This is a genomic window from Frankia sp. AgB32 (genome assembly GCF_023243045.1).
GTDB lineage: Bacteria > Actinomycetota > Actinomycetes > Frankiales > Frankiaceae > Frankia.
Map to the genome: position 1 here is coordinate 16,609 of NZ_JALKFX010000007.1, position 23,581 is coordinate 40,189.

The window sequence follows — 23,581 nt, forward strand, 5'->3', positions numbered from 1 at the left end:
GTCAAGCTGCATTCATTGACAGTGGAAAGCAAACCCAGGTCGCACGGCGGGTGAACTCGTCAGATTCATCAACATCGCTGAAGGTCAAGCTGTTCGGCGGACTCCCATCGTATCGGCTCGGCCAATGGCCTGGCCTGGCCCGGGTAGGCGGCCCGAGGTGGCGGTCGGGCGGTATCTCGAGGTTTGCCTCGCTGTCACCGGGGAGTCAATCGACAATCTGGTGTGACCGCCTGGGTGGATCTGTTCATTGCGATTCGTGTCACCCATAGTAAATATGCTCCCACTCTCCAGCGATGACATCGTCCACGGTGGTGTCCGGGGCCTGGGTTCGCGGTCGGAGGTCTCGATGCGTGGTGGCCACCGGCGCCGGGAACGCCCGGGTTGGGGAACGTGTGGTCGGCGGTGACCGCTGCGACGGCGGCGAGTGTGCCGTCCAGGCCGCCCCGTCGGCCGGTGTGGCTGCCCGAGTCGCTGTCCGGTGGGTCCCGGGCGACCGATCGTCGACACCGCCCCGGCGAGGCCGCTGTGGGCGCTGGCCCGGATCGGCTCGGACGGGCCCGGGCGCCGTTCTCAGGGGGAGACGGGAGCCTGCCGGGGTGGAGGCGGCGCCAGATAGAGCGCTGACGGGACGGCGCCTCGATCGACCGGCCTCGGCGCTGTGGTGGCGCGGGTGATCCTTGCGGTGCCGATGCGTGCGATCGAAGGGGTTTTCACCCTTGGCGGGGTGTACCTGGACGGGGACCCTTGGTCTGGGGCGTTTCGGAAACGAGCAAATAAACAAAATCTGTTCGACATGGGAGCGGAGACTGCGGCGCAGCAGATTTCTGATCGGGTGTTGCGGAGTGCTGGATCTCGCGGCAGCCCGACCCCTGTCGGCCGATTCGCGCGCTGACATGCACTTATGGCGGGTCTGACCACTCGTAACCCGCGGTGCTGCCTGTGTGGTGTTCTGCGAGCGGGACGGTGACGCGAGACACAATCGAGTCGTTCCGCACGGGCGCCGCGACGGAAGGTGAAATTCTCTGGCTCGTTGCAGGGTCGAAAGTTCGGTGTGGCCGGTCACGATCGAATTCTCGATGATCGGTGGAGGTCGTTGTGGCTACGGGGGTCGGCTGCCGCTGTCGGCATCGCCGCCCGCCGTTCCGCCGCGCTCCACGCTGATCCTTTATTAACATGGTTGGCATCTAGCTGGTACAAGGTGTGCTGAGTGTCACCGGAGTGGCGCATGCCTCCGTGCTACGCTTTGCGCCAAGACGGGGAATCTTGACGAATCTTCGCCAAGTCGAGGAATATCTTCGCTGGCGGGGGCGAGGGGGAAGTCGCAGCCGAGAGGGATTTCGGCGCGCTCATTTTCTGCCAGCGGCGGCCGTTCCAGGCCTACGCCTCTACGCTGTCCGCGCGATCTCTGGCTGAGATACGGATCGCGAACCAATGTTTGTAATCGGGGTGAAGCGTTGAGTAGTTCCGACGGCGCGCCGTCGATCAGTATTGTCGTTCCTACGCTGAACGAGGCGCGAAACCTATCGCACGTCTTCGCCAGACTTCCGGCGGACGCCGAAATCATTGTTGTCGACGGTCGTTCGACCGACAACACCATCGAGGTGGCGCGTTCGCTGCGACCGGACGCGGTCATCGTCCACCAGACCAGGCGGGGCAAGGGAAATGCGCTCGCCTGCGGTTTCGCCGCCGCCACCGGTGACGTCATCGTCATGCTCGACGCGGACGGCTCCGCGGACCCGGGCGAGATCGACGCGTTCGTCGCCGCGCTGACGGCCGGCGCGGACTACGCGAAGGGCTCCCGGTTCCGCGCGGGCGGCGGCAGCAGCGACATCACCCGGTTCCGGCGCGCGGGCAACGCCGCGCTGAACGGGCTGGTCAACACCCTGATCGGCAGCAACTACTCCGACCTCTGCTATGGCTACAACGCCTTCTGGCGGCACTGCCTGCCGTTCCTCGCCCTCGACCCGGGCGAGCACGGCACGGCCGGCCAGTGGGGTGACGGCTTCGAGGTCGAGACCCTGATCAACATGCGGGTTTCCCGGGCCGGCCTACAGGTCGCCGAAGTGCCGAGCTTCGAGCACCGGCGCATGTTCGGCGTCAGCAATCTCAATGCCTTCTCGGACGGCCTGCGGGTACTGCGGACGATTCTCGTCGAGTCCCGGCAGCGGCGGACGGATGCCGACGGAACGCGCCTGCGCCGCCGGCCGTCCGCGCGACCGGCGTCGGTGACGACGGTCAGCACCGGCGGCACGGTCAGCACCGTGGCCACAGTCGGTCCGACAGACGTGGCGGGTGCTGACGGCGCGGCCGCGGGCCGGCCGGCGACGGCGGGTCCGCGGGTCTGCATCGTCGGGTCCGGCTGGGAGTTCGTCTCCGGTATCAGTTACTACACCCACCAGTTGACCCAGTCGTTCGACCGCACCGAGAACCTGCGCACCTCGACGGTACTCATGCGTCGCCTGCTGCCCGCCAGGTTCTATCCCGGGCGCGCCCGCGTGGGCGACGCGTCCATCGTCAATCAGCGGTATCCGGACACCGTCCCGGTGTTCGACGGTGTCGACTGGTTCTGGGGACCGACGATGGCGCGGGCGCTCGCGTTCCTCCGCCGGGAGCGGCCCGACGTGGTCGTGCTGCAGTGGTGGACCGGAACGGTTCTGCACAGCTACCTCGCCATCGCCGCGCTCGCCCGGGCCCGGGGCGCCAAGGTCGTCGTGGAGTTCCACGAGACGCAGGACACCGGCGAGGCGACCCGGCCAGGCGTGGCCGCCTATGTGGACCGGGTCCTTCCGGCGCTCCTGCGGCGGGCCGACGCCATGGTCGTGCATTCCGAGCATGACGCCGCCGCCGTGCGGGAGCGGTTCGGAAACCTCGGCCGGCCGGTCGCGGTGATTCCGCACGGGCCGTACGGGCAGCACGCGGGAAGCGCCGGCGTGCCTGCTCCGCGTCGGCATGACGGGGTCACCAACCTGCTGTTCTTCGGGACCATCCGGCCGTACAAGGGCCTGGAGGACCTGCTTTCCGCCTTCGAGATGCTCACGGACGAGGAGGCGGCCGGATTCCGGCTGACCGTCGTCGGTGAGACCTGGGAAGGTCACACCCTGCCGGCCCGGATGATCGAACGCTCGCGCCACCGCGACCGCATCGTCTTCGTCAACCGGTACGTCACCGATGTCGAGGTGAACTCCCACTTCGCCAACGCGGACGCCGTGGTGCTGCCCTACCGACGGTCCTCGGCCTCGGGGCCGCTGCACGTGACCATGGCGGCCGGTCTGCCGGTCGTCGTCACCGACGTCGGTGGGCTCACCGAGATCGCGGGGCAGTACCCCGGTGCGACCCTCGTCCCGCCGGCCGACGTGCCCGCCCTGCTCGCCGCGTTGCGCGAGCTGCCGGCGCGGTGCGGCCGCCACTACCCCGACCCGACCTCGTGGGCCGAGACCGCGCGCCGCTACCAGGACCTGTTCGACGGACTGCTGGGCGGTGCAGGGCGGCCCGAGCCGGTCGGCGGCGCGCGACCCGCGGACCTCGCCGACACCGCCGCATGACGGCACCTGGCATCAGCGGCGCCACCACGCCGGAGCTGACCAGTGCTGTCGATGAGCTCGCGGTGACGGTGGTGATCCCGACAGTCGGACGGGCCAGCCTCGCCGCGGCCGTGCGCAGCGTGGCCGGGCAGACCTGCCAGCCCGCGCAGATCGTCGTGGTGGTCGACGGCCCGGACGGCGACGGGCTGGCGCCCGACGTGCGCGACGAGCCGCTGGTCGACATCGTCACCACCGGCGGCGGCGCCGGGCCAGGGGGCGCCCGCATGATCGGTGCCCGGCACGCGACCGGAGATCTCGTCGCGTTCCTCGACGATGACGACGAGTGGCTGACGGACAAGCTGGAACGGCAGGTCGCCGCCTACCGGCTGGCCCGCCGCTCGGCGCGGCTGCCGCTGATCTCCTGCCCGGTGCTGCTCGTCAACGACGCCGGCGCGGTTCTCGATGTGGCCCCGCGGCGCGCGATGCACGGCCCCGGCGAGGACGTCGCGGAGTTCCTGTTCCGTCGTTCGCTGCGGCGGGACAGCGGGTTCGGGATGGGCTCGTCCACCCTCCTGTGCGACCGGGAGCTGCTGCGGGCCGTGCCATGGGACGTGCACCGCACCCTGCACGAGGACTGGGAGTGGGTGATCCGCGCCGCGCGCCATCCCGAGGTGCGGGTGATCATGCTGCCCGACCCGCTCGTGCGCTATCTGTCCCACCCGCCGGGCACGTCGGCGTCGCAGCCGCGCGGCGGCTGGCGGCGCAGCGAGGCCTTCGCCGAGGAGACCCTGCGCAGCCCGCGGGCCCGGGGGGACTTCCTGCTGGCCGTCACCGCGCTCATGGCCCTGTCCGAGGGCAGTCGGGTCGGCGCGCTGCGCGTCGCCGCCCGCGCGGCGGTGCGGGCCCGGCCCGGGATCGCCGCCTGGGGGCTGTTCGTCACCCACGTCGTCGCGCCCCGCGGCGGCGGCAGCGCCCTGGGCCGGCTCCGCGGCGTGCTGCACCGCCGCCGACCGGACGGCATGCCCGCGCCATGACCGACCTCGGAATCCCGAGCTCCGGCCACCGGGTCCCCGCCGAGCCGGCCAGCGGGCCGGGCCCGGCGCCCGCCCGGCCGGCCGGGCGGGTCGGCGAGATCGACCCCGCCACGATGCGCATCTCCCGGCTGCGGTCCCGGCCGGACGGGGACGGCGCCCCGCCGACCCTGCCGGTCCCGCGGGGCCGGGCCAGGGCGGACAGCCAGGTCGCGCCGCCGACCACGCCGATCCGGCGGGTCCGGACCAGACCGGACCAGCACGACGCGCCGGCGGGCGTGGCCACCCCGGACCCGCCGGCGGCCCGCGACCGGCGGCTGGTGTTCGACGCCTACGCGCTGACGGCGAGTTCCGTCGGCAACGCGCTGACCGGGCTGCTCTGCTACGTGCTGTCCGCGCGGCTGTACCCGCGCGACGTCGTCGGCCAGGCCGCCGGGCTCACCTCGGGGCTGGCGCTGATCTCGGCGATCGCGTCGCTGGACCTGCACACCGCGCTGCAGCGGTTCCTGCCCGGCGCCGGGCGGTCCGCCGGGCGGCTGGTGTGGGGCTGCTATGTCACTGTCGCGGTGGTCAGCGCGGCGGCGGCCGTGCCGTTCGTGCTGGCCTTCGGTTCCGACCTGTTCGGCGGCAACCCCGGCCAGGGACTCGTGTGGTACCCGGCGTCGGTCGGTGCCTGGTCGGTGTTCGCGCTGCAGGACATCGTGCTGCTCGGCCTCGGCGCCGCGGTGCTCGTGCCGGTGGAGAACCTGGCGTTCGGGCTGATGCGGCTCGCGCTGGTGGCGCTGTTCGTCGGCGGGGGCGGGTACGCGGTGTTCGCCTCCTGGCTGCTGCCGGTGGCCCTGCTCATCGTCGTGGTCAACCTGGTGGTCTGGCGCCGGGTGCTGCCGCGGTTCGCCGCGGCGGCCCCACCCGGGCCGCCGGGCTGGGACGTCCCGACCGTCGCCCGCTTCGTCGGCGGCAGCCACATCGGCAACCTCGTCGGCGTGGCCAGCGCGAACCTGCTGCCGCTGATCGTGGTCGCGCACCTGGGCACCGCGGGCAACGCGGTGTTCTACATCGCCTGGATGGTGCCGTACAGCCTGCGGATGATCGCCTTCAACTTCGGCTCGTCGCTGCTCGTCCACGGCTCCGTCGACCCGACCCAGATCCCCTCCCTGCTGCGCACGGCGCTACGCCGGCAGGCGATGCTGCTCGTGCCCGTCCTCGTCGTGATCCTGCTGTTCGCCCACCCGCTGCTGATGGTGTTCGGCCCCGCCTACGCGCAGGCCGCGAACCTGCTGCGGTTGCTGTCCCTGAGCCTGATCCCGATCGTGGTGGTCTCGGCGTACCTGCCGATCGCCCGGGTGACGGGCCGGCTGCTGGAGGCCGTGGCGATCAGCATCGTCTGCGGCGTCGCGGAACTCGGCGGCGCCTGGCTGGGCCTGACCCGCCACGGGCTGACCGGTCTCGGCCTGGGGTACCTCGCCGCGGACGTCGCCGTCGGGCTGCTCGTCCTGCCGCGGCTGGCGGCCTTCCTGCCGCTGCGCTCCCGGCACGCGCCGCCGGCGGCCGCGCTGGCCGGCATCACCGGAGCGGGCGGCGGCCCGCGGCCGCGCCGCGGGCGTGGGGCCCGACGAAAGGCGATCGACGATGACACCTGATCCGGCCGGCCGCGAGTTCGGTGGCCGCGACCTCGGTGGCAGAGGCAGGCCCGGTCCCGTCCGGTCTGGTCGGCCCGTCGACGGGGAACCGTGGGTGGACTCGGCGGCGACCATCGAGATCAACATGCTGGACCGCGCCGGCCGGCGCGGTCGCCCCGACGGCGACGACGCGGACGGACGGCGGGCGGACACCCTGCCCGAGCGGGCCCGGGTCGCCGTCGACGCGGTCCTTCTCGCGGCCGTGGCGGTGCTCGCCGTCGTGGTTCTGCTCGCTCCGCACTCGCCTGTGCGGCCCGCCGTCGCGTTCACCTGCCTGGCGCTGCTGCCCGGCTGGGCCGTGCTGACCAGGCTCGCGCCGCTGGACGCGGCGACGACGGTGGGCCTCGCGATCGCGTTCAGCCTCGCGGCGGACCTGCTCGTCGCCGTAGCCCTGGTGTTCGCCGGGGCCTGGCATCCCCTGCCGGCCGCGCTGCTGCTCGGGGTGCCGAGTGTCGGCCTGGTCGGCCATGACCTGTACCGCCGGGGCGCGCAGCGAGGCGCCGGCCCCACCCGTCCTGTCAGTGTGCTCGGATCTACAGGTAAGGACTCTGCGCGATGACTGATCCTCGGCAGCGGTGGGAGCGGTCCCGCCCCGTACCGACCTTCTGCGGTGAGGTCGAGCTCGGCGACCCGGCTCTGCCCGCCACGGTGCTCACCCGTGCCGGCGGGGAGCCGTACGAGCAGATCCGTCTGCTCGTCCGACTGCACGGCGAGCCCCTGGGCTACCTCAACCTGCCGTTGACGGACGGCCTGCTCGACCACGAGGACTTCTACGACACCGCGACCGCGGCGTTCCGTGACCGGGTGGCGATCCACCTGCGCGGCGACGGCCTGCACGCGGTCGCGACGCTCGGCCCGGGAGTGATCCCGCCGCGGGAGAAGGTGGCGCACTGCGCGCGGTCCGTGGTCGACCCGACGTCGGTGACCGTGGTGGTGTGCACCCGTAACCGGGCGGCGATGCTGCCCGCGTGCCTCGCGGGGCTGCGCGCGCTGGACCATCCGGACCTGGAGATCGTCATCGTCGACAACGCGCCGTCGGACGAGTCGACCCGGGAGGTGTTCGACCGCGAGGTCGGCGACGTGGCGCGGTTCCGCTACGTGCGCGAGGACCGGCCGGGCCTGTCCTGGGCCCGTAACCGCGGGGTCGCCGAGGCCAGCGGCGAGATCATCGCCTTCACCGACGACGACGTGCGCGTCGACAGCGGCTGGGTCGCCGGGCTGCTGCGCGGGTTCCGCACGGGCACGCACGTCGGCTGCGTCACCGGCCTGGTCTCGACCGCCACCCTGGAGAACCTCGCCGAGTACTACTTCGACTCGCGGGTGACCTGGGCGTCGAGTTGCCAGCCGCACCTGTACGACATGGACCGTCACCGGCTCGCCCACCCGCTGTACCCGTACTCGGCGGGCGTGTTCGGCGCCGGCGCGAACTTCGCGGTCCGCGCCGACATGATCCGCGAGATCGGCGGCTTCGACGAGGCGCTCGGCGCCGGCACCGCCACCGAGGGCGGCGAGGACCTCGACGCCTTCGTCCGGGTGCTGCTCGCCGGCTACCAGCTCGCCTACGAGCCCTCCGCGCTGGTCTGGCACAGCCACCGCAGCGACCTCGACGCGCTGCGCCGCCAGATGTGGGGCTACGGCACGGGCCTGACGGCCTACCTGGTCAAGCACCTGGGAGCCCGGCGCAGCCGCAACGAGATCCTGGCCAAGCTGCCCGTCGGCTTCTGGAAGATCTGGAAGATCGGTGACGCCACCCGGGAGAGCTACGGCCGCGAGCACACGATGCCGCGCGGGCTGCTCGCCCGCGAACGCATCGGCATGATCGCGGGTCCGGTGCTCTACGCGCAGTCGCGCGCCGCCGCACAGCGGGCCGGCGCGGTCCGGGCCGGGGCGGTCGATGCCCGCTCCTGACAGCCCGCCACTGACCGCGCCACCCCGGCCCAGCCGGCGCGCGACGGTGCTCGCCACCGTCCTGCTCGGGCTCGTCCTGTGGGTGGTCAGCCTGCGCGTCATCCGGGTTGACCACCTCGGTTCCTACGGGCTGCTGGCGGCACTGCCGGCGATCTGGTTCGTCGCGCTGGGGCTGGTGACGTTCGCCGCCGTCGGCGCGCTGGCGGCCGCCCGGCCGTCCGGGGCCGTGCTCGCGTGTGCCGGGGTCGCGCTGGCCGTCGTGCTGTACGCGACGATCCCGGCCGTCGCGGACATGCCGCAGTACGCCTACGTCTACAAGCACATCGGCGTCACCCGCTACATCGAGGCCCACCACGGCGTCGACCGGTCGATCGACATCTACCACCGGTGGCCCGGGTTCTTCGCGCTCGCCGCGCTGTTCGGCGAGGTCGCCGGGCGGCCGAACCCGGTGTCGTTCGCGGCGTGGGCGGAGCCGCTGTTCGCGGTGGTCGACCTGCTCCTCGTCGTCGCCCTGGCCCGCGCCGTGGTCGGCGGCACCCGGGTGCCCTGGTTCGCCGGGTACCTGTTCACCGCGGCGAACTGGATCGGCCAGAACTACTTCGCGCCGCAGGCCATCGGTTTCACCCTGGCGCTGGCCATCCACGTCCTTGTTGCCGGTCAGCTCACCGGCCACGGGGCTACCCGCGGTTCGGGCCGCCGCGCCCGGCTGCTGCGCCGGCTGCTGGGACGCTCGGGGTCCGATGCCGGCACCGACGCCGGCACCGACGCCGGCGTTCCCTCGCGCCGCGACGGCGGCTGGCCGCGCCCCGCCGTCCTCGCCGTGATCCTGCTGCTGACCGCGGCGGCCGTGGTCAGCCATCAGCTCACCCCGTATCTGGTCGTGCTCACCGTCGGCGCGCTCACCGTGCTCGGCGCGGTGCGCCCGCGCTGGCTGGTGGTGGCGATGGCCGCCCTCGCGGTGGCCTTCCTGGTGCCGAACCTCGCCTACATCCGGGATCACTTCGGGCTGTTCAGCGGGGCGGACGCGGTCGCCAACGCGACCAACTCCGGGGTCTACATCGAGCTGCACAAGTCCGCGGGGAAGATCCTCTACGCGCGGGCCGGGCTGCTGCTGTTCGCCGGCGCCTGGCTCGCCGCTGCCGTCGGCGCGCTGGTGCTGCGCCGCCGCGGCCGGGCGGGCCGCGGCGTCCTGCTGTGCTCCGGTGCCGTCGTCGGCACGGCGCTGGTGCTGTTCCTGCAGACCTACGGCGGCGAGGGGCGGCTGCGGGTCTACCTGTTCACGCTGCCGTGGTGCGTCATCCTCGTCGCCGCCGCGCTGCTCGGCGAGGGCCGGCCGGGCCGCGGGCGGATCGCGCTCGCCCTCGTCACCCTGGTGTCCACCCTCGGCCTGTGGATGTGCGCGTTCTACATCCCGTTCGACGCCGACAACATGACCCGCGGCGACGTCGACTCCGCCGCGTGGATCTACGACCATGGCGATCCGCGGATCCCGGTGATGCTCGGCGACAGCGACTGGCCCGGCAACTACGGACCCCGTTACGCCGAGTTCACCCGCACCCCGCAGCCGTCGTACACGCTGTTCGAGGACCCGGTGTTCCGCGGTACCGCCCTCGGGCGCTCACCCACCGTGGAGACCGCGGGCGTCATCGCGACGATGAGTCGTTACGGCCCGCGCGGCTACCTCGTGTTCTCCCGCAGCCAGGTCGCCTACGCGCACTCCTACGGCCTGGTGCCGGACGGCGCGTTTGACCGCGTCGAGCGGCTGGTCCGGGCGGACCGGCACTTCGCCGTCGTCCACACCAACCCGGACGCCACGATCTACCTGTTCACCCGCGACGTGAGGAGTCCGACCTGATGACAAGCCCGGTCACGGTGCGCCCGGCCCTCGCCCTGCCGGTCCGGCCCATCGCCCTCGGCGACCGGGTCTGGCGGCGCACGCACATCATCGGCATCATCGGCCCGATCGACCTGCCCTCGCCCGAGCAGATGCGCGACGTGCTGTTCCGGCTCGCGGCGGTCGCGCCGGGCACCCGCCTGCTGTGCACGCTGGAGGGCAACCGCAGCCGGTGGCGCCGCGTCCCCGGCCCGCGCCTCGCCGAGCACATCGACCGGATGGTGCGGACCCTGCCGGGCCCGGTCAGCGGCGCCGAGGACGCCTCCGACCTGGTCGAACACACGCTGCGGACACTGGCCGAGGACCTGCCGCTGCGGATCCTGCTCGGTCGGGACCACGTCCTGTTCGAGATGAGCCACCTGGTCGGCGACGGGCAGCAGCTCGATCCGATCTGGGCGGAGCTGCTCGCGCGGGCGGCCGACGGCGGCGTGCCCCGCTGGGCCGGCGACAGCGGCCCGCGCCTCGCCCTGCCCCGGGCGATCGCGGCGACCTTCGGCCGCGACGCGGGCCGGTTGGCCCGCGTCGTCCGTGACCCCCAGCGGCGAGCGGTCGCGCCGCCGGCACGGGCCGGCACCGCGGCCCCGGCCCGTGCCGGCGAGCGCGGGTCGACGACTCCTGGCGGGGACATCACGGCGGCGATCGACGCCGGCCCGACGGCGACTGCGGCGGGTGCCGACGGCGTGTTCGCGACCGGCCTCGCGGATCCCGGCTGCGTGATCCGACGCTCCGGCCCGGACCTCCTGCGCGAGGTGCGTGCGGCGCGTGGGGACCGGTCCGCGGGGCGGTCGGTGGCAGGCATCCTGTTCGCCGCGACGTGGAGCGCCGTGGAGAAGGCGGGCCTGCCGACACCGCCGCCCGGGATGTGGGTGCTCTTCGACGGCCGGCGCTACGTTCCGGTGCCGACCCGGGCCAAGGGGAACTTCGTCGCCGGCATCTTCCTGGAGCCCGAGGACCCGGGCGATCCGGCGGCCATCTCCGCCGCGATGCGCGAGGTGATCGACTCCGGCCGCCCGGTCGCGACGATGGCGGCCGCCGCGGCCAGGCAGCTCGTGCCGGTCCCGCGACAGCCGAGCGGCTCGGCGTCCGCGGCGGCCCCGGCACCGACGCTGGCCCTCAACTACCTCCCGCGACTGTCCAGGATCGGCGAACTTCCCTGGCAGGGTGAGGTGAGCGAGCGCGTACTGGGCCTCGCGCCGACCCCGGCCGAGGGCGGGGGGATGACCGTCACCCTGGCGGAGCTCGCCGGCTGCCTGCATGTCAGTGCCACCTTCGACGCGGCACTGTTCGATCGAGAGGCTGTACGGATGATGGCTGATCTGCTCTGTACGGATCCCCTCGGGCTTCTGCGGTGACGGAGACGAGGCGAGGAGCGCGACGTCGGACGGCCGCCGGCCGACCGCGGCACGTCGCCCTCGCCGCCGCGGCGCTGCTCGTCGGGGCCTGCTCGTCGACCGCCGTCGACACGTCGTCGGGATCGGCGGGACGCTCCACGGCAGCACCGTCCGCGGCCGCGGCGCCCGGCTCGGCGCCCGCGGGTTCCGCCGCCGCGGCCTCCGGTTCCACCGCGGCGAAGGCTCCGGGGAGCACGACGCCGAACGCGGCCAGCCCGGGTACGTCGCCCCGAGCCACCAGCCTCGGACCGAGGTCCGGGCCGGGGACCACCGGTTGGGTTGATCGCGGCCCCGCGGGCGCGGGCTCGTGGCCGGTGCCGCCGACCGGGTCGAGCCGGGCACCGTTGTCGAGCGGTGCTGGCAGGGCACCGTCCGCAGGCGCCGCCGCGCCCGCGACCGCGCCGGCGGCGACCGGCGGTGGGGCGGCGACCGGCATCGTGACCGGAACCCTGGTGCAGGCCGACGACTTCGACGGCTCGGCCATCGACACCAGGAAGTGGTTCGTCTACAACAGCCCGAACAGCGGCTTCGCGCGGGTGCCCGAAGCGGTGAGCGTCGGCGGTGGCTTCCTGAAGATCACCGGGGGTTACAACAGCGCCGGCAAGGACGTTTCCGGCGGCGTGTCCAGCCTCGTGCACCAGGCGTATGGGCGCTGGGAGGCGCGGATCCGCGTCGAGCGCGGCGCCGGCTACTCCGCGGTGGCGTTGCTGTGGCCGCAGTCGGAGAAATGGCCGAACGACGGGGAGATCGACCTCGTCGAGGTCAAGCAGGGCGACCGCCAGTCGGCCACCGCGGCCGTCCACAACGGGCCGAACAACGACATCATCGAGACCCCGACCGCGATGGTCGCCGACTTCACGGCCTGGCACACCGTCGCCGTCGAATGGCTGCCCGACCGGCTGACGTACTTCCTCGACGGTCGCGCCGTGCTCAATGTGAAGCCCGGGTACTCCAGGGACGGCGCGCCGACCATTCCGAGCACCTCCGAGATGCATATGGCGCTGCAGCTCGACACCGGCTGCCATGACGGCATTCCCTGCCGGACCAGCAGCACCCCCGCGAAGGTCTCGATGTACGTCGACTGGATCCGCACGTACGCCTACCGGGGCTGACAGCTGGCCAGGCTGACGGCCGTCCGGACCCAGCAGTCCGGCCCGCTCCCGGCGGTCAGCGGTCCACCCGGCGCCAGATCGTCCAGCCGCCGGGTTCGGGCAGCCTGGCGATCTGGCGGTACTTCCGCTGGTCACCGAGGATGTCGTGGACCTTCCAGTCGAGGTCGGCGGTCGGGCCGAACCGGAGCACGACGATGTCGAAGTACTGGTCGGACAGGGCGTGCCGGAAGGCGGCCGTTCCGGTGTAGGCGAGCTTCCTCCCCGGCTGCCGGTAGTAGAGGAAGTAGGTGCCGCTCCACTGCCAGGGGGCGGTGAGGTTCTCCATGTAGTACCTGGGGACCTCGGATTCCTCGACCAGGTAGTGGCCGGAGCCGAACCGGACCTGGGTCCGGAGCAGGTCGGTCAGCGGGCGGCTGTCCGCCCAGGCGTCGTCGAGCTGTTGGGAGCTGCGCATTCCGGCTGCCAGCAGCAGGACGGCGACCAGGGGGAGCGCGAGGAGCCGCGGGGTCAGCGGGCGGCCCGGGTCGCGCAGCTCCCAGCGGTCGAGCGCGGCGGTGATTCCGGCGCCAGCCAGTGGTGCGGCGAAGACGAGGCCGAAGGCCACATGCTTGTGCAGGGAGGTCAGCTCGCCCGAACGCGCCTGGAAGGCGATCGGCAGCACCGCGGAGCCGACCAGCAGGACGGTGAGCGCCGGCCGTCGGCGGCCGACGAGGACCACGCCGAGCAGCGCCACCAGCAGGGTGGGCGCGGCCCAGGCCAGCCCGCGGCAGGCGACTTCGACCGACGAGGTGGGCCCCACCACCCGGCGCGACAACGTCGTGGTGACGAGGCCCTCGAGCTGGTCGGTCCCGGTCAGTGCCAGCCAGGAGCCGACGGCGAGGCCGGCGCCCGCGACGGACCCGGCGGCGAGGACGAGCCGGCGCCTGCGCGCCTGGCCCCCGGCGGCCGGCGGCGATCCGGCCTCTCGGCAACCCCACAGGAGCACCACAAGCACCGCGGACGGTACGAACAGTGCGGAGACGTACTTGGTGACGACCGCGCCGGCGGCCAGGAACCCGGCGGTCAGCGCCAGCACCGCGGCACGTGACCCGCTGCTGCTGCGACCAGCGCGCAGTCCCAGGGCCAGGCCGCCGACCAGCAGCATCAACGCCATCGCGTCGTACGTCGCGAAGTGGCCGACGAACAGCACGGGCCCGGACAGCACGAACGCGGCGGCGCCCGGGACAGCGGCGCCCGGACCGAACAGCGACCGGCTCACCGAGGCGAGCAGGACGGTCGTGAGCACACAGCAGACCAGGCTGAGCAGTCGGGCGCCGCCGAGGCCGCCGGCGGCCTCGGCCAGCGCGCCGAGCGGCGGGTACACGTACGGCGAGCCTGAGAAATAGGAGCCGAAGTCCTCGGAGACCGGCGTCCCGTGCCGCCACGAGTCCAGGATCTGTCTGCCGGCGTCGAGGTAGAGCGCCTCGTCCTGGAAGGCCGTCGCGGACAGCCGGATGGACATCGCCACCTGCACGGCGAGGACCGCGGGCAGGCCGAGGAGATGTCCGCGGCGGCGGCGTCGATGGGCTCCGACGCCAGGCGCCCGCGCCGTGGTGCCGGGTGTTGTGGTGCCGGGTGCTGTGGTGCCGGGTGCGGTGCCGCCGGGTGCTGTGGTGTCGCGCGACCCGGTGCGCCGGGGGATCTCGAGAGTCTGGGCGCTCATGACCAGGCCCCGCAGCCATCCCGGCCGGGTGCCCCGGCGGCATCCGCGCCGGCAGCGGCCCCGTCCGAAAGGTTCGCCCGGTTCTCGCGGGTACGCAGGACCGCCGCGGTGAGGTAGGCACCGGCCCGCCACGCCGCGAACGCCGCCCGGGAGGCATGGGGATCAGGGCCGTCGGTCTGGTACACGAGTCCGAGCACGCGCTGCGAGCGCGCCGCGCGGACCGCGGCGCCGATCCAGGCGCTGGTCCTGGCCCGGGTCCCGGCCGCCGCGAGCGTGACCAGGAGTGGCTTGCTCGGATAGGCCGACCGCACCCGGGCCAGTTCGCGGACCGGCGACACCCACCGGGTGCCCGGGTACTGGATCCAGGTCACGGCGACCACATCGATCTGGCCGGCTGGCGGCCGGTACAGGGTGTCGCCCGCGGGCGCGGCGGGCTGCCACGTCCAGGCGATGTTGTCGGCGTGCGCGGCCGCGAAGACGCGCCGGATGTGCCGCCAGGCCCTGGCCGAGTCCGCCGGCACCCCGCCGTTCGCGACCGCCGAGCTGGCGGCGTAGTTGCGGTCCACCGACGGCAGTGCCGTCAGGTAGAGGGGATGTCCCCAGGCCGCGATCTGCCGCGCCCAGCGGCGCAGCGAGTCGTCCTGGACGGCGTTGACGATGGCGGGCAGCGCGGCGTCCAGGGAGCTCGCGCCGTCGCGGGTGAAGACGAGCGTCAGCCAGGGAATGCCGCCCGTTGCCCGCACCTGGTCGGCCCACGAGGTGGGAAAGCCGGCGCCGATCTCGACGGTGCGCGCCGAGATCCCCGTCATCCGCAGCCGCGTGGCGAGCCGGGCGTACCCGACGGCGGCCCCGGCGGTGACGGCGAGGCCGGTCCGCATCCCGGTGGCGCAGGGGGTTGGCGAAAGCCGCACCGGTGCGGAGGTCCGCGGCCGGACCTGGATCGCCAGGGCGAACGCGACCACGCACAACCCGGCCGCAGCGAGGCGCAGCGCGACCGGGAAGCCTCCCCCGGGCTGCCGGCCGCCCGCCCGGGCACTGCCGGTGTCCGCACGGCGCACCATGTCGCTGATGGTCAGACCGCAGAACACGGCCAGCATGGCGGCCATGTAGCCGATCCAGACACAGGCGATCAGGTCGCGCGCGGACAGGCCGCCCAGCACCGCGACCGTCAGGCCGTACCCGCACAGCAGGAGCGCGGCGAGGTGCGGCACGATCGGTCGCCAGGACACCGATCCACCCCGCTGTTTGGCGGTGACGGTGAAACTGCTGTGCGCGCCGAGGGCCACGGTCAGCGTCGCGGCCACGAGCGCGGGGAAGGAGATGAACCCGGCCACGATGCCGCGCCAGGTCGACCGACCCTTCGCGGCCGACCAGAAAGCGGTCTGCCCGAAGAGGAAGAACGGCCCGAAGTGGGTGAGGAAGCCGGTGGTGTCGGCTCCCCGGATCGCCGGGATTCCACTGGTGACGAAGATGATCGGCGTCAGCAGGTAGACCAGGTCCCGCAGCCCGGACAGGTAGTGGGTGCAGGCGAGCCCGTACTGGAGGCGTTGCGCGCCGGTCAGGCCGCTGCGCGGATCGAGCAGGTCCTTCCCGCGCGTCTTCAGGACCTCGAACGTTCCGCGCGCCCAGCGGTTCTGCTGTTTCAGATAGCTGGCCGCGTCGACAGGACCGAGTCCCTCCGCGAACCTGCCCGGCAGATAGACCCCGCGCCAGTCCGGTGCCAGCCGGATGGAGGCGGCGAAGTCCTCGGTGACCGAGTTCTGCGGCAGGCCGCCGATCGAGTCCAGCGCCGCGGCCCTGATGACGACATTCGTGCCGCAGATGAACGACGCGTTGCGGGCAGCCTTGCCGGGGCAGAGCACGTCGTAGAAGAGCGCCTGCTGGTCGGCGGCCCAGCGGGCGGCGGGCAGCTCGGTGTTGCGGTAGTACTGCGCGGTCTGGACCCAGCCGACCGAAGGATCGGCGAAGGGCTGGACCGTGGCGAGCAGGAAGTCCGCCGTCGGCACCATGTCGGCGTCGAACACCGCCACCAGGGCGTCACCGGTCGCGCCTACCCTGGCCCGGACGCTTTCGATGTTTCCCGCCTTGGCCCCGCCGCCGACCGTGCGGGTGATGCAGGAAACCCCGAGATCACGGACGCTGTTCTCGACGTCCTTCCAGGTCGGGTTTCCCGCGACCCGGCCGTCGTTGCAGACGATGACGTGGACCCGGGCCCCCGGATGTCGCCGCAGGAATTCCGTGCGGGCGGCGAGCGCGCCGGTGACGGTCGGGCCCAGTACCGCCATGGACTCGCCCGCGGTGGGAATGAGGACGTAGATGGGGAAGCGGGCGGGGTCGTCGATCCGCCGCAGCGGCGGCGGCGTCCGTGGCCAGATGGTCGCCTGCAACCCGAGCGCGTGCAGCGCCCCGAACGCCTCGGCGGCGAGCAACGGGACTGCCAGCCACGCCGCGGACCAGTTGGCGACCGTCACGCGCCAGACGAGATAGTCGACCGTGCTGACCAGGACGCCGACCGTGGTCGTCGCGATCCAGACCTGGTCCCGGCGACGGCCGGAGCCCGCCATCATGGCGAGCGTCAGCAGCGCTGCCACGCCGGACGCCCAGGGTCCCGGCCGCAGCCATCCGAGCGCGGCGACGAAGGCCACGGCCAGCAACGGCCCGGCGAGCGGCCGGCGCACCCGCTTACCCGACGCGGGCGGCTCCGGCCGGGGTGGCTGCGCCTCGGGGAATTCCACCGACTCGGCGGGTCTGCCGCGTGGGGCTGCGGAGTTTCGGAGAGATGCAGTCATCTATCGGAATCGGCCGGGCGGTTGCGGACTGGCGCTCGGCCCGGTGTCCGCCTTCGTGCCGGCGGGTGCCGCCGACGGGGTTCGAGAGCATGAAAAGGTCGGTGTAAACACCAGGATCCCCCGGGCCCGGTCCACGCCGGGTTGGCATTGGTGAGCTGCTCGGATGTCGGGAAGGATATCACTCGTCCACGGTGCCCAGGGCGTCCCGAGGCGCGAGTTCTGGCGGGAAAAAGAATCGACGCGACAGGTAGCCCTCGGGTTGAGAAATGAATGCTGTGCGCATTCATTTCAAAGAGCGCGCGATTTTAGGTGGACCGGTTCGGAGTTCCAGCTGGTGCCCGGCGGTCCCGGGTGTGGGATGACACCGCGCCGCGAAAGACCCAGGTGCGGTACGACCGGCGAAGCGGGACGCGGCGGCGAAAGGCCCGCCGTCCCGGCGTGCCCTCCGGTGCTCGGCGCGTCGCGCAACCGGCAGCCGGGCCGGCTCCCGCCAGGAAATCCGGTCCACCTGGGGGCCGGTGCTCACGACGCGCCGTCGTGGGATCGAGGAGCCTCGGTCACGACGCCGCTGGCCGGCGCCAGCCGGCCGGTGACGACCGGCACGACGGATCGCCGCGCGGGACTCGGCACGACCACCCGCCCACCGTGCACCGACGTGTCGGCGCGGGCCGGCTGGGCGTGGAGCATCGGGCGGGGCGCGGAGGGCTCCGGATCCCAGCGAGCCGCCAGCCCCCACCGGGTGACCTGGAGCAGCGCCTCGGCGATGATCCGCGCGGACATCTTCGAGGAGCCGGCCTCGCGTTCCCGGAAGGTCACCGGGACCTCCGCCAGCCGGTAGCCGCGCCGCCAGGCCAGGTAGGCCGTCTCGATCTGGAAACAGTAGCCACTGGAGGTCAGCGCGGTCACCGGCAGGTCCTCGAGGACGGCCCGGCGGAACACCCGGAAGCCGGCGGTGGTGTCACCGACCGGCAGCCCGAGGGCCCGGCGTACGTAGGCGTTGCCGGTGCGGGAGATGAGCCGGCGCAGGCGGGACCAGCCGACCGTCGAGCCGCCGTCGGTGTACCGCGAGCCGATGGTCAGATCGACGTCCCGGGCGGCCAGCAGCAGGTCCGGCAGATCAGCCGGATCATGGGAGAGATCCGCGTCCATCTCGGCGAACGTGTCGTAGTCGCGCAGCAGTCCCCAGCTGAAACCCGCCCGGTAGGCCCCGCCCAGGCCGTCCTTCACCGGTCTGCGCAGCAGGTGCAGCCGTGGCTCGGCGGCGGCGAGCCCGGCGACGATGTCGCCGGTCCCGTCGGGACTGCCGTCGTCGACGACCAGCACGTCCACGTCGTCGGTGACCGTCAGGACGGACCGGACCACCCGCTCGATGGTCTGGGCTTCGTTGAAGGTGGGGATCACACAGAGGCTGGTCATCGAGGTCTCCGAACGGGCGGTGTGGGATCAGCTCCAGGGCAGCGGCACGGGGCCGAGGTCACCGGACCGCGTAGACGTGCCAGGCGGGTAGATCGCCGGGATTCGGCTCGACGCGGGCGAGCCGGTAGGCGGGGTCGGTCTGCAGGCGCGGGTGGGCGTCGGCGACCGCGTCGGCCGGGCTGGACCCGCTGACCAGCCGGGTCACGAGATAGCGCACCCGGTGGCCCTTCGGATCACCGAGCAGGGTGGCGAAGTCCCGGTCGGGGGTGATGGCGAACTGGTCCGGGCGCCGGGACGAGAGGACGACCTCGTACCCGTCGGCGGCGTCGAGCAGCACCGCGCCATGCGGCAGGCGTTGCCTGTCCAGCCAGCGGGCGAGGGTGCGGTCCTGGACGTAGCGGTGGACGACCCTGCGCTGCTCCGGGCTGGCCCGGCCGGGGTCGAAGATCTGGGTCAGGAAGTACGACTCCTCCCGGGCGAGGCGCGGGTTGAGCATGCCGTCGGCGGTGACCGGACCGGCGGCGGCCAGCATCACCAGGACGACCCCGGGCAGCACGAGGTGCCCGTGCCGCAGGGCGAGATGCTGGTACCGCCCGGGCCCGTACCGGCGGGTGAGGCGGTGGCCCGCGGTGGCGAGCCGGTTGGCGGACCGGGACCGGCCGCCGGAGCGCCGGCGGCGGGCGGCGGCGGCCACGGTCCTCGCCGCCGCTCGGCGGGCGGCCCGCACGGCCGGCGGCATCGTCGTCGGGACCGGGTAGGGGCCGTGCGCCAGCAGGGTCGCGGCGGCGAGCAGCACCACCGGGACGATGGTGATCGAGAACCGGAGCCAGCCGAAGGTCTGCCCGGCGAGCAGGGCGGCCACCGAGAACGAGTACGCGCCGCCGAGCACGGCGATCGGCGCGAGCAGGCGCGCGTCGCGGCGGCGCCAGCACATCCCGAGGGCCGCGGCGAGGATCAGCGCCCCGAATGGTTCCAGCACCCGGGACTGGTCGAACATGTACCCGAGCGGGCCGCCCGGCTGGTCGATGACGGAGCTGATCCCGCCGGCCGACAGCCGGGTCTGCGCCGTGTTCCCGTTCGCTGAGGTGAACTGCGCGAACGGCGAGTCGATGATGAGGCTGCTGGTGATCGCCCAGACGGCGAAGGAGAACACGAACGGCAGCGCCAGGACGGTCATGTCGCCGAGCGCCGCCGAGCGCCGCAGTGTCGCCGGGCCCCGCGTCCGCCGGTAGGCGACCAGCCCGACGAAGACGGTCGTGACCAGGCCGGCGGCGACCGTCTCGTACCGGGTCAGGTAGGCGGCGCCGAGCGCGAGCCCTGCGCCGGCCAGCGGGTTCGACGCGCGGGTGCGCACCCAGCGGGTCAGCGCCGCCGTGGCGGCCAGCAGGAAGAACAGGAACGAACCCTCGCTCATCCCGTTCATGCCGTAGTAGGCGATCTCGGGGTGGACGGCGAACAGCACGGTCAGTGCCCAGGCGACCCGGGGGCCCGCGCCGAGTTCCAGGCAGGTGCGCCGGAAGTACACGACGGCGCCCGCCATGAACAGCGCCGACTGGACGGCCGCGGCGACCCCCCGGTAGGCGAACTCGGGCCACACCGTGGCCAGCGGTAGCAGCGGGATCTGCGCGAGGGAGGGCAGCGGGTTCCACACGAAGCCGACCGCGGCCAGGTGCGGGTCGCGGCTGAAGACCGTGTAGTAGCCGTTCGCGGTCCGGCTCAGCGCGTCCGACGTCACGCTGTCGTGCCCGAGGCACAGCCACACCCCGCCGCCGAGGTAGGTCGCGGCGGCCGTGACGAACAGGACCAGACCGGCCCAGCGCGGACCGGACCTCGCCGGCGCCGCCTCGGCCGCCGCCGTCCCGCTGCCGTCGCCGACCAGGGAGAGGACCTTTCCTGGAACCTGCTCGCCCGGCGCCGGCCCGTGCGGGACCGGCCGGCGTTGGATCGGCCGGCGTTGGATCGGCACCGTCATGGTGTCCTCGCTCGTCCCGGTGCTCGTCCCGGTGCTCGTCCGGGCGTTGGCCTCGGATCTGGCCTCAGACGCCGACATGACTCACCTCTCTGGCCGCGGCCCCGCTGGCCAGTTCGTCGACGTCGTCGTCGACCGGGTCAGCGGCGCCGAGACCGTGGGTGGTCTTCTCCCAGTACGACGGGGCGATCACGAGCTGCAACAGCGCCTTGGTGGCCGCCAGCGACATGAGCAGCCAGTAGGCCGGCGAGAGCACCGCCTGCGGCACCAGGCGGCCGATTCCGGTGGCCCGGGCGGCGACCACGTTGCAGTAGACGAACGTGAAGTTGCCGAGCAGCAGACACACCAGGCCGATGAAGTACAGCCAGGTCGGGAACAGTCGTTCGATGATCGGCAGGTTGCCGGCGAACCACATCAACGTCAGCGCCCACAACAGCGGATTGAGCACCGCCAGCAGCGGCGTCCCGCCGACGAACAGGTTGAACCGCAGGAATCCCAGCACGCCGATTTCCCGGCAGATCGCGATCGGCTGGCGGGAATGCACCAGCCAGGTCTGCAGGTAGCCCTTGTACCAGCGGGAACGCTGCTTGAGCCAGTTGATCGCGTCGCTGTTCGCCTCCTCCAGGGTCACCGAGTCGAGGACCAGGGTGCGGTAGCCGCGCCGGTGCAGGCGCACACCTAGGTCGGCGTCCTCGGTGACGTTGAAGGGGTCCCAGCCGCCCAGGTCACGCAGGACGTCGGCGCGGAAGTGGTTGGACGTCCCGCCGAGCGGGATCGGGGCGTCCTGCCGGACGAGACCGGGCAGCATCTGGTCGAACCACATCGCGTACTCCGTGGTGAACCAGCTCGTGAGGAGGTTCTGGTCGTGGTTGAAGTAGGCGAGCTTGGCCTGTAGACAGACGACGTTCGCCGGGACCTCGCGGAAGGCGATCGCGGCCTGTCGTAGTTGCAGCGGGTCGGGCCGGTCCTCCGCGTCGAAGATGGTGACCAGATCGCCGCGGGCGAGGGTCAGCCCGACGTTGCACGCCTTGGGTTTCGTCCGCGGCTCGGAATAGGGCACCCGGACGATCCGCAGGTAGTCCGGTGGGTCCCCCGCCAGGGCGGCGGCGTAGGTCTCGTCGTCGTCCTCCTCGAGCAGCAGGATGACGTCGAGCCGGTCCGGCGGGTACTCGATGTCGGCGATCGCGGTGAGCAGGTGGGGGAGGACCTCCGGCTCGCGGTAGGCCGGGATGAGGACGGTGTAGACGGGCAGGTTCTCGGCCGGCTCGGCCCGGGCCCGCTCGGGGGAGACGCGCAGCAGGCCCGGATCCCGCAGCGCGCGGTGCAGCAGCACCAGGCGTTCGGCGAAGACGGCCAGGTAGAGCAGGCTGATGACGGCGATCACGCCGACCATGGCGGCCATCGGGGCGAGGACGAACGCGCCGATCACGATCGCGGCGGTGACGCCGAAGGTGATCCGCTGGCCGAGGGAGAGCCGCTCCCGGGCGGAGAACTGGTCGGGCACCCGCGCGCCGCTCATCGGACCCGCTCCGTGGCTGGCTGTGGGTCCGTGGCTGGCTGTGGGTCCGTGGCTGGCTGTGGGTCCGCCGCTGGCTGTGGGTCCGGCCAGGCGGCGTGCGGGGCCGATCGGTGCGGGCCGAGGTCCCGGTTGCCGGGGATGTCCAGCGCCGCCAGCCCGGCGCACACCAGTGCGACCAGCAGCAGCGCCGGGTAGGCGCGGGCGACCGGGGGACGCCCGGTGGCCCGACCGGCGGCGGGGCGGCGGGCGCCACCGCGGGAGCGCCGGGTGCCGGCGGCGAGGCCGAGCCCGCCGAGCGCGGCCAGGATGAGGCCGAGGGCGACGACGTCGCCGCCGTGGCCGAGGACCGTGCGCGCGGACGCCGGGCCGGCGGCGAGCCCGGCGAGCACCGCGACGCCGATCCGGCCGAGGATCACGACCACGCACACCGCCGCGGTGGTCAGGGCCCGCCGTGCGGCGCCGCGCCAGGTGGCTGCGGTCGCGGCGAAGATGACGATTGTCGCGAGGGCACCGAGCCCGCCGACCAGGCCGTGGGTCGCGCCGCCGAACACGACGGCGCCGCCGGGCCCGTCGGCGACCCGCAGGACGGTGCCGTGCGGCGGGGCCGCGACGACGTCCCAGCCACCGAGCCAGGCGCCGCTCGTGCGGGCCAGCGCGAGCGGCGGCCACGCCAGTCCGTCCGACATCCGCCGGACCGTGCCGGCCGTCAACGGCGCGAGGACGAGCAGCCACACCGTGAGCGTCACCCGCTGTCGCCACAGCGCGCGGGTGCCGAACACGAGCGTGATCGCGCCCGCCGCGAGCAGCGGCAGGGCGAGCAGGTCGGCGTGCGCGTTCCAGTACCGGTCGTCGAATCGTGCCGGTGGTACCGAGAGCTCCGCCGCGGCCAGCGCCAGCAGCGGGAGCCCGACCAGGTAGTCGACCTGCCGGTCGTGGATGCCTGGCTCGCCGGGCGGGCGCCGGGCGCGGGCGAGCAGCGCGAGTGCGCCCGCGAGGGCGGCGGTCAGGCGGTAGGCTGTCGGGCTCTGAGCCTCGGTGGCGTCCCACAGCCGCGGCAGGCTGCCGGACAGCGCCAGCGTCGCCGCGGCGGCCACCCACAGCCCGCGCGCCGCCGGCCGCCACCGGGCGGTGACCCGCGCAGAGGCGGGCCGGCGGACCGCGGCAGTCGCCGCCGGCGGCACGATCGCCGCGCCCGGGGAGGTCGTCGCGGCCTCGTCCAGCGGCTCCAGCGGCAGGGTTCCCGCCGGGTCGCCCGCGTCGGGCCGGGCGCGGGGAGCGGGTACCGCGCCCGGCGTGAACGGGGGCACCGGCGGTCCCACATCGGTGTCCGGTGACGTCCGGGCGGCCGTGTCCGGATCGCGGGCCGAAGGTAGATCGCTTCGCGCTGGATGCACGCGTTTCTCCAATCGCACACGTCGCTGGCATCGTGGGCGGAAAAAGAAGCCGGCACGCTTGCCCGCGTGTTTTTCGGGGCTGTGGCGCCGGCCAGGAGAAGCGGGTCGACGCCGAAATGGCCGCGCCAGCGGGGCGGCGTCCGTCTCGAGGGAGAACCGGCCTCGGAGTAAAAAATCAGACGATTAATGTCGCCCAACCGTGCAGGCCGACTGCTGAACCCCCTGGACGGCGTGATTCCGAAGCCGTGGACGCCGT

The 23,581-nt window shown here is 73.1% G+C and carries 13 protein-coding genes and 2 pseudogenes; 9 read left to right on the top strand and 6 right to left on the bottom strand.

The window, feature by feature from the left end:
- Positions 1 to 1,454: 1,454 nt before the first annotated feature.
- The 9 genes and pseudogenes from MXD60_RS03720 to MXD60_RS03760 form a co-directional block, all read left to right on the top strand.
- Positions 1,455 to 2,159, top strand: a pseudogene (locus MXD60_RS03720) (glycosyltransferase family 2 protein); the annotation flags it as partial.
- A gap of 321 nt (positions 2,160 to 2,480) precedes the next feature.
- A pseudogene (locus MXD60_RS03725) lies at positions 2,481 to 3,542 on the top strand (glycosyltransferase); the annotation flags it as partial.
- Positions 3,539 to 4,555: a glycosyltransferase family 2 protein gene (locus MXD60_RS03730; protein WP_248817520.1), complete on the top strand. Its 1,017-nt coding sequence runs from the start codon at positions 3,539 to 3,541 to the stop codon at positions 4,553 to 4,555. The pseudogene MXD60_RS03725 and the gene MXD60_RS03730, both read left to right, overlap by 4 nt.
- Complete coding sequence (locus MXD60_RS03735; protein ID WP_248817521.1) at positions 4,552 to 6,192, top strand: lipopolysaccharide biosynthesis protein; 1,641 nt, start codon at positions 4,552 to 4,554, stop codon at positions 6,190 to 6,192. Before MXD60_RS03730 ends, MXD60_RS03735 begins: the two co-directional genes overlap by 4 nt.
- Positions 6,193 to 6,286: 94 nt before the next feature.
- Positions 6,287 to 6,790: a hypothetical protein gene (locus MXD60_RS03740; RefSeq protein ID WP_248817522.1), complete on the top strand. Its 504-nt coding sequence runs from the start codon at positions 6,287 to 6,289 to the stop codon at positions 6,788 to 6,790.
- Positions 6,787 to 8,139, top strand: coding sequence for a glycosyltransferase family 2 protein (locus tag MXD60_RS03745; protein ID WP_248817523.1), 1,353 nt, complete (start codon positions 6,787 to 6,789; stop codon positions 8,137 to 8,139). Before MXD60_RS03740 ends, MXD60_RS03745 begins: the two co-directional genes overlap by 4 nt.
- Entirely contained in the window at positions 8,126 to 9,994 is a 1,869-nt protein-coding gene (locus tag MXD60_RS03750; RefSeq protein WP_248817524.1) for a hypothetical protein, read from the top strand. Before MXD60_RS03745 ends, MXD60_RS03750 begins: the two co-directional genes overlap by 14 nt.
- Positions 9,994 to 11,385 (top strand): hypothetical protein, encoded by a 1,392-nt coding sequence (locus MXD60_RS03755; protein WP_248817525.1) that lies wholly within the window; start codon positions 9,994 to 9,996, stop codon positions 11,383 to 11,385. Before MXD60_RS03750 ends, MXD60_RS03755 begins: the two co-directional genes overlap by 1 nt.
- Positions 11,382 to 12,536 carry a glycoside hydrolase family 16 protein gene (locus tag MXD60_RS03760; protein ID WP_248817526.1) on the top strand — a complete coding sequence of 385 codons (1,155 nt, stop codon included), beginning with the start codon at positions 11,382 to 11,384 and terminating at the stop codon, positions 12,534 to 12,536. The genes MXD60_RS03755 and MXD60_RS03760 overlap by 4 nt, the downstream gene beginning before the upstream one ends.
- 55 nt (positions 12,537 to 12,591) lie before the next feature.
- On the opposite strand, the gene MXD60_RS03765 is transcribed toward MXD60_RS03760, so the two are convergent.
- The 6 genes from MXD60_RS03765 to MXD60_RS03790 all read right to left on the bottom strand — a co-directional run bounded on the left by MXD60_RS03765 (position 12,592) and on the right by MXD60_RS03790 (position 23,238).
- Positions 12,592 to 14,238: a glycosyltransferase family 39 protein gene (locus MXD60_RS03765; RefSeq protein ID WP_248817527.1), complete on the bottom strand. Its 1,647-nt coding sequence runs from the start codon at positions 14,236 to 14,238 to the stop codon at positions 12,592 to 12,594.
- Positions 14,235 to 17,027, bottom strand: a complete 2,793-nt coding sequence (locus tag MXD60_RS03770) for a glycosyltransferase (RefSeq protein WP_248817528.1) — start codon at positions 17,025 to 17,027, stop codon at positions 14,235 to 14,237. Before MXD60_RS03770 ends, MXD60_RS03765 begins: the two co-directional genes overlap by 4 nt.
- Before the next feature lie 522 nt (positions 17,028 to 17,549).
- Positions 17,550 to 18,443, bottom strand: coding sequence for a polyprenol monophosphomannose synthase (locus MXD60_RS03775; protein WP_248817529.1), 894 nt, complete (start codon positions 18,441 to 18,443; stop codon positions 17,550 to 17,552).
- Between the two features lie 58 nt (positions 18,444 to 18,501).
- Positions 18,502 to 20,493 carry a glycosyltransferase family protein gene (locus tag MXD60_RS03780; RefSeq protein WP_248817530.1) on the bottom strand — a complete coding sequence of 664 codons (1,992 nt, stop codon included), beginning with the start codon at positions 20,491 to 20,493 and terminating at the stop codon, positions 18,502 to 18,504.
- Positions 20,480 to 21,931 carry a glycosyltransferase gene (locus MXD60_RS03785; RefSeq protein ID WP_248817531.1) on the bottom strand — a complete coding sequence of 484 codons (1,452 nt, stop codon included), beginning with the start codon at positions 21,929 to 21,931 and terminating at the stop codon, positions 20,480 to 20,482. Before MXD60_RS03785 ends, MXD60_RS03780 begins: the two co-directional genes overlap by 14 nt.
- The gene (locus MXD60_RS03790; RefSeq protein ID WP_248817532.1) at positions 21,928 to 23,238 is read right to left on the bottom strand and encodes a hypothetical protein; all 1,311 of its coding nucleotides are present in this window, start codon (positions 23,236 to 23,238) and stop codon (positions 21,928 to 21,930) included. The genes MXD60_RS03785 and MXD60_RS03790 overlap by 4 nt, the downstream gene beginning before the upstream one ends.
- Between the last annotated feature and the right edge of the window lie 343 nt (positions 23,239 to 23,581).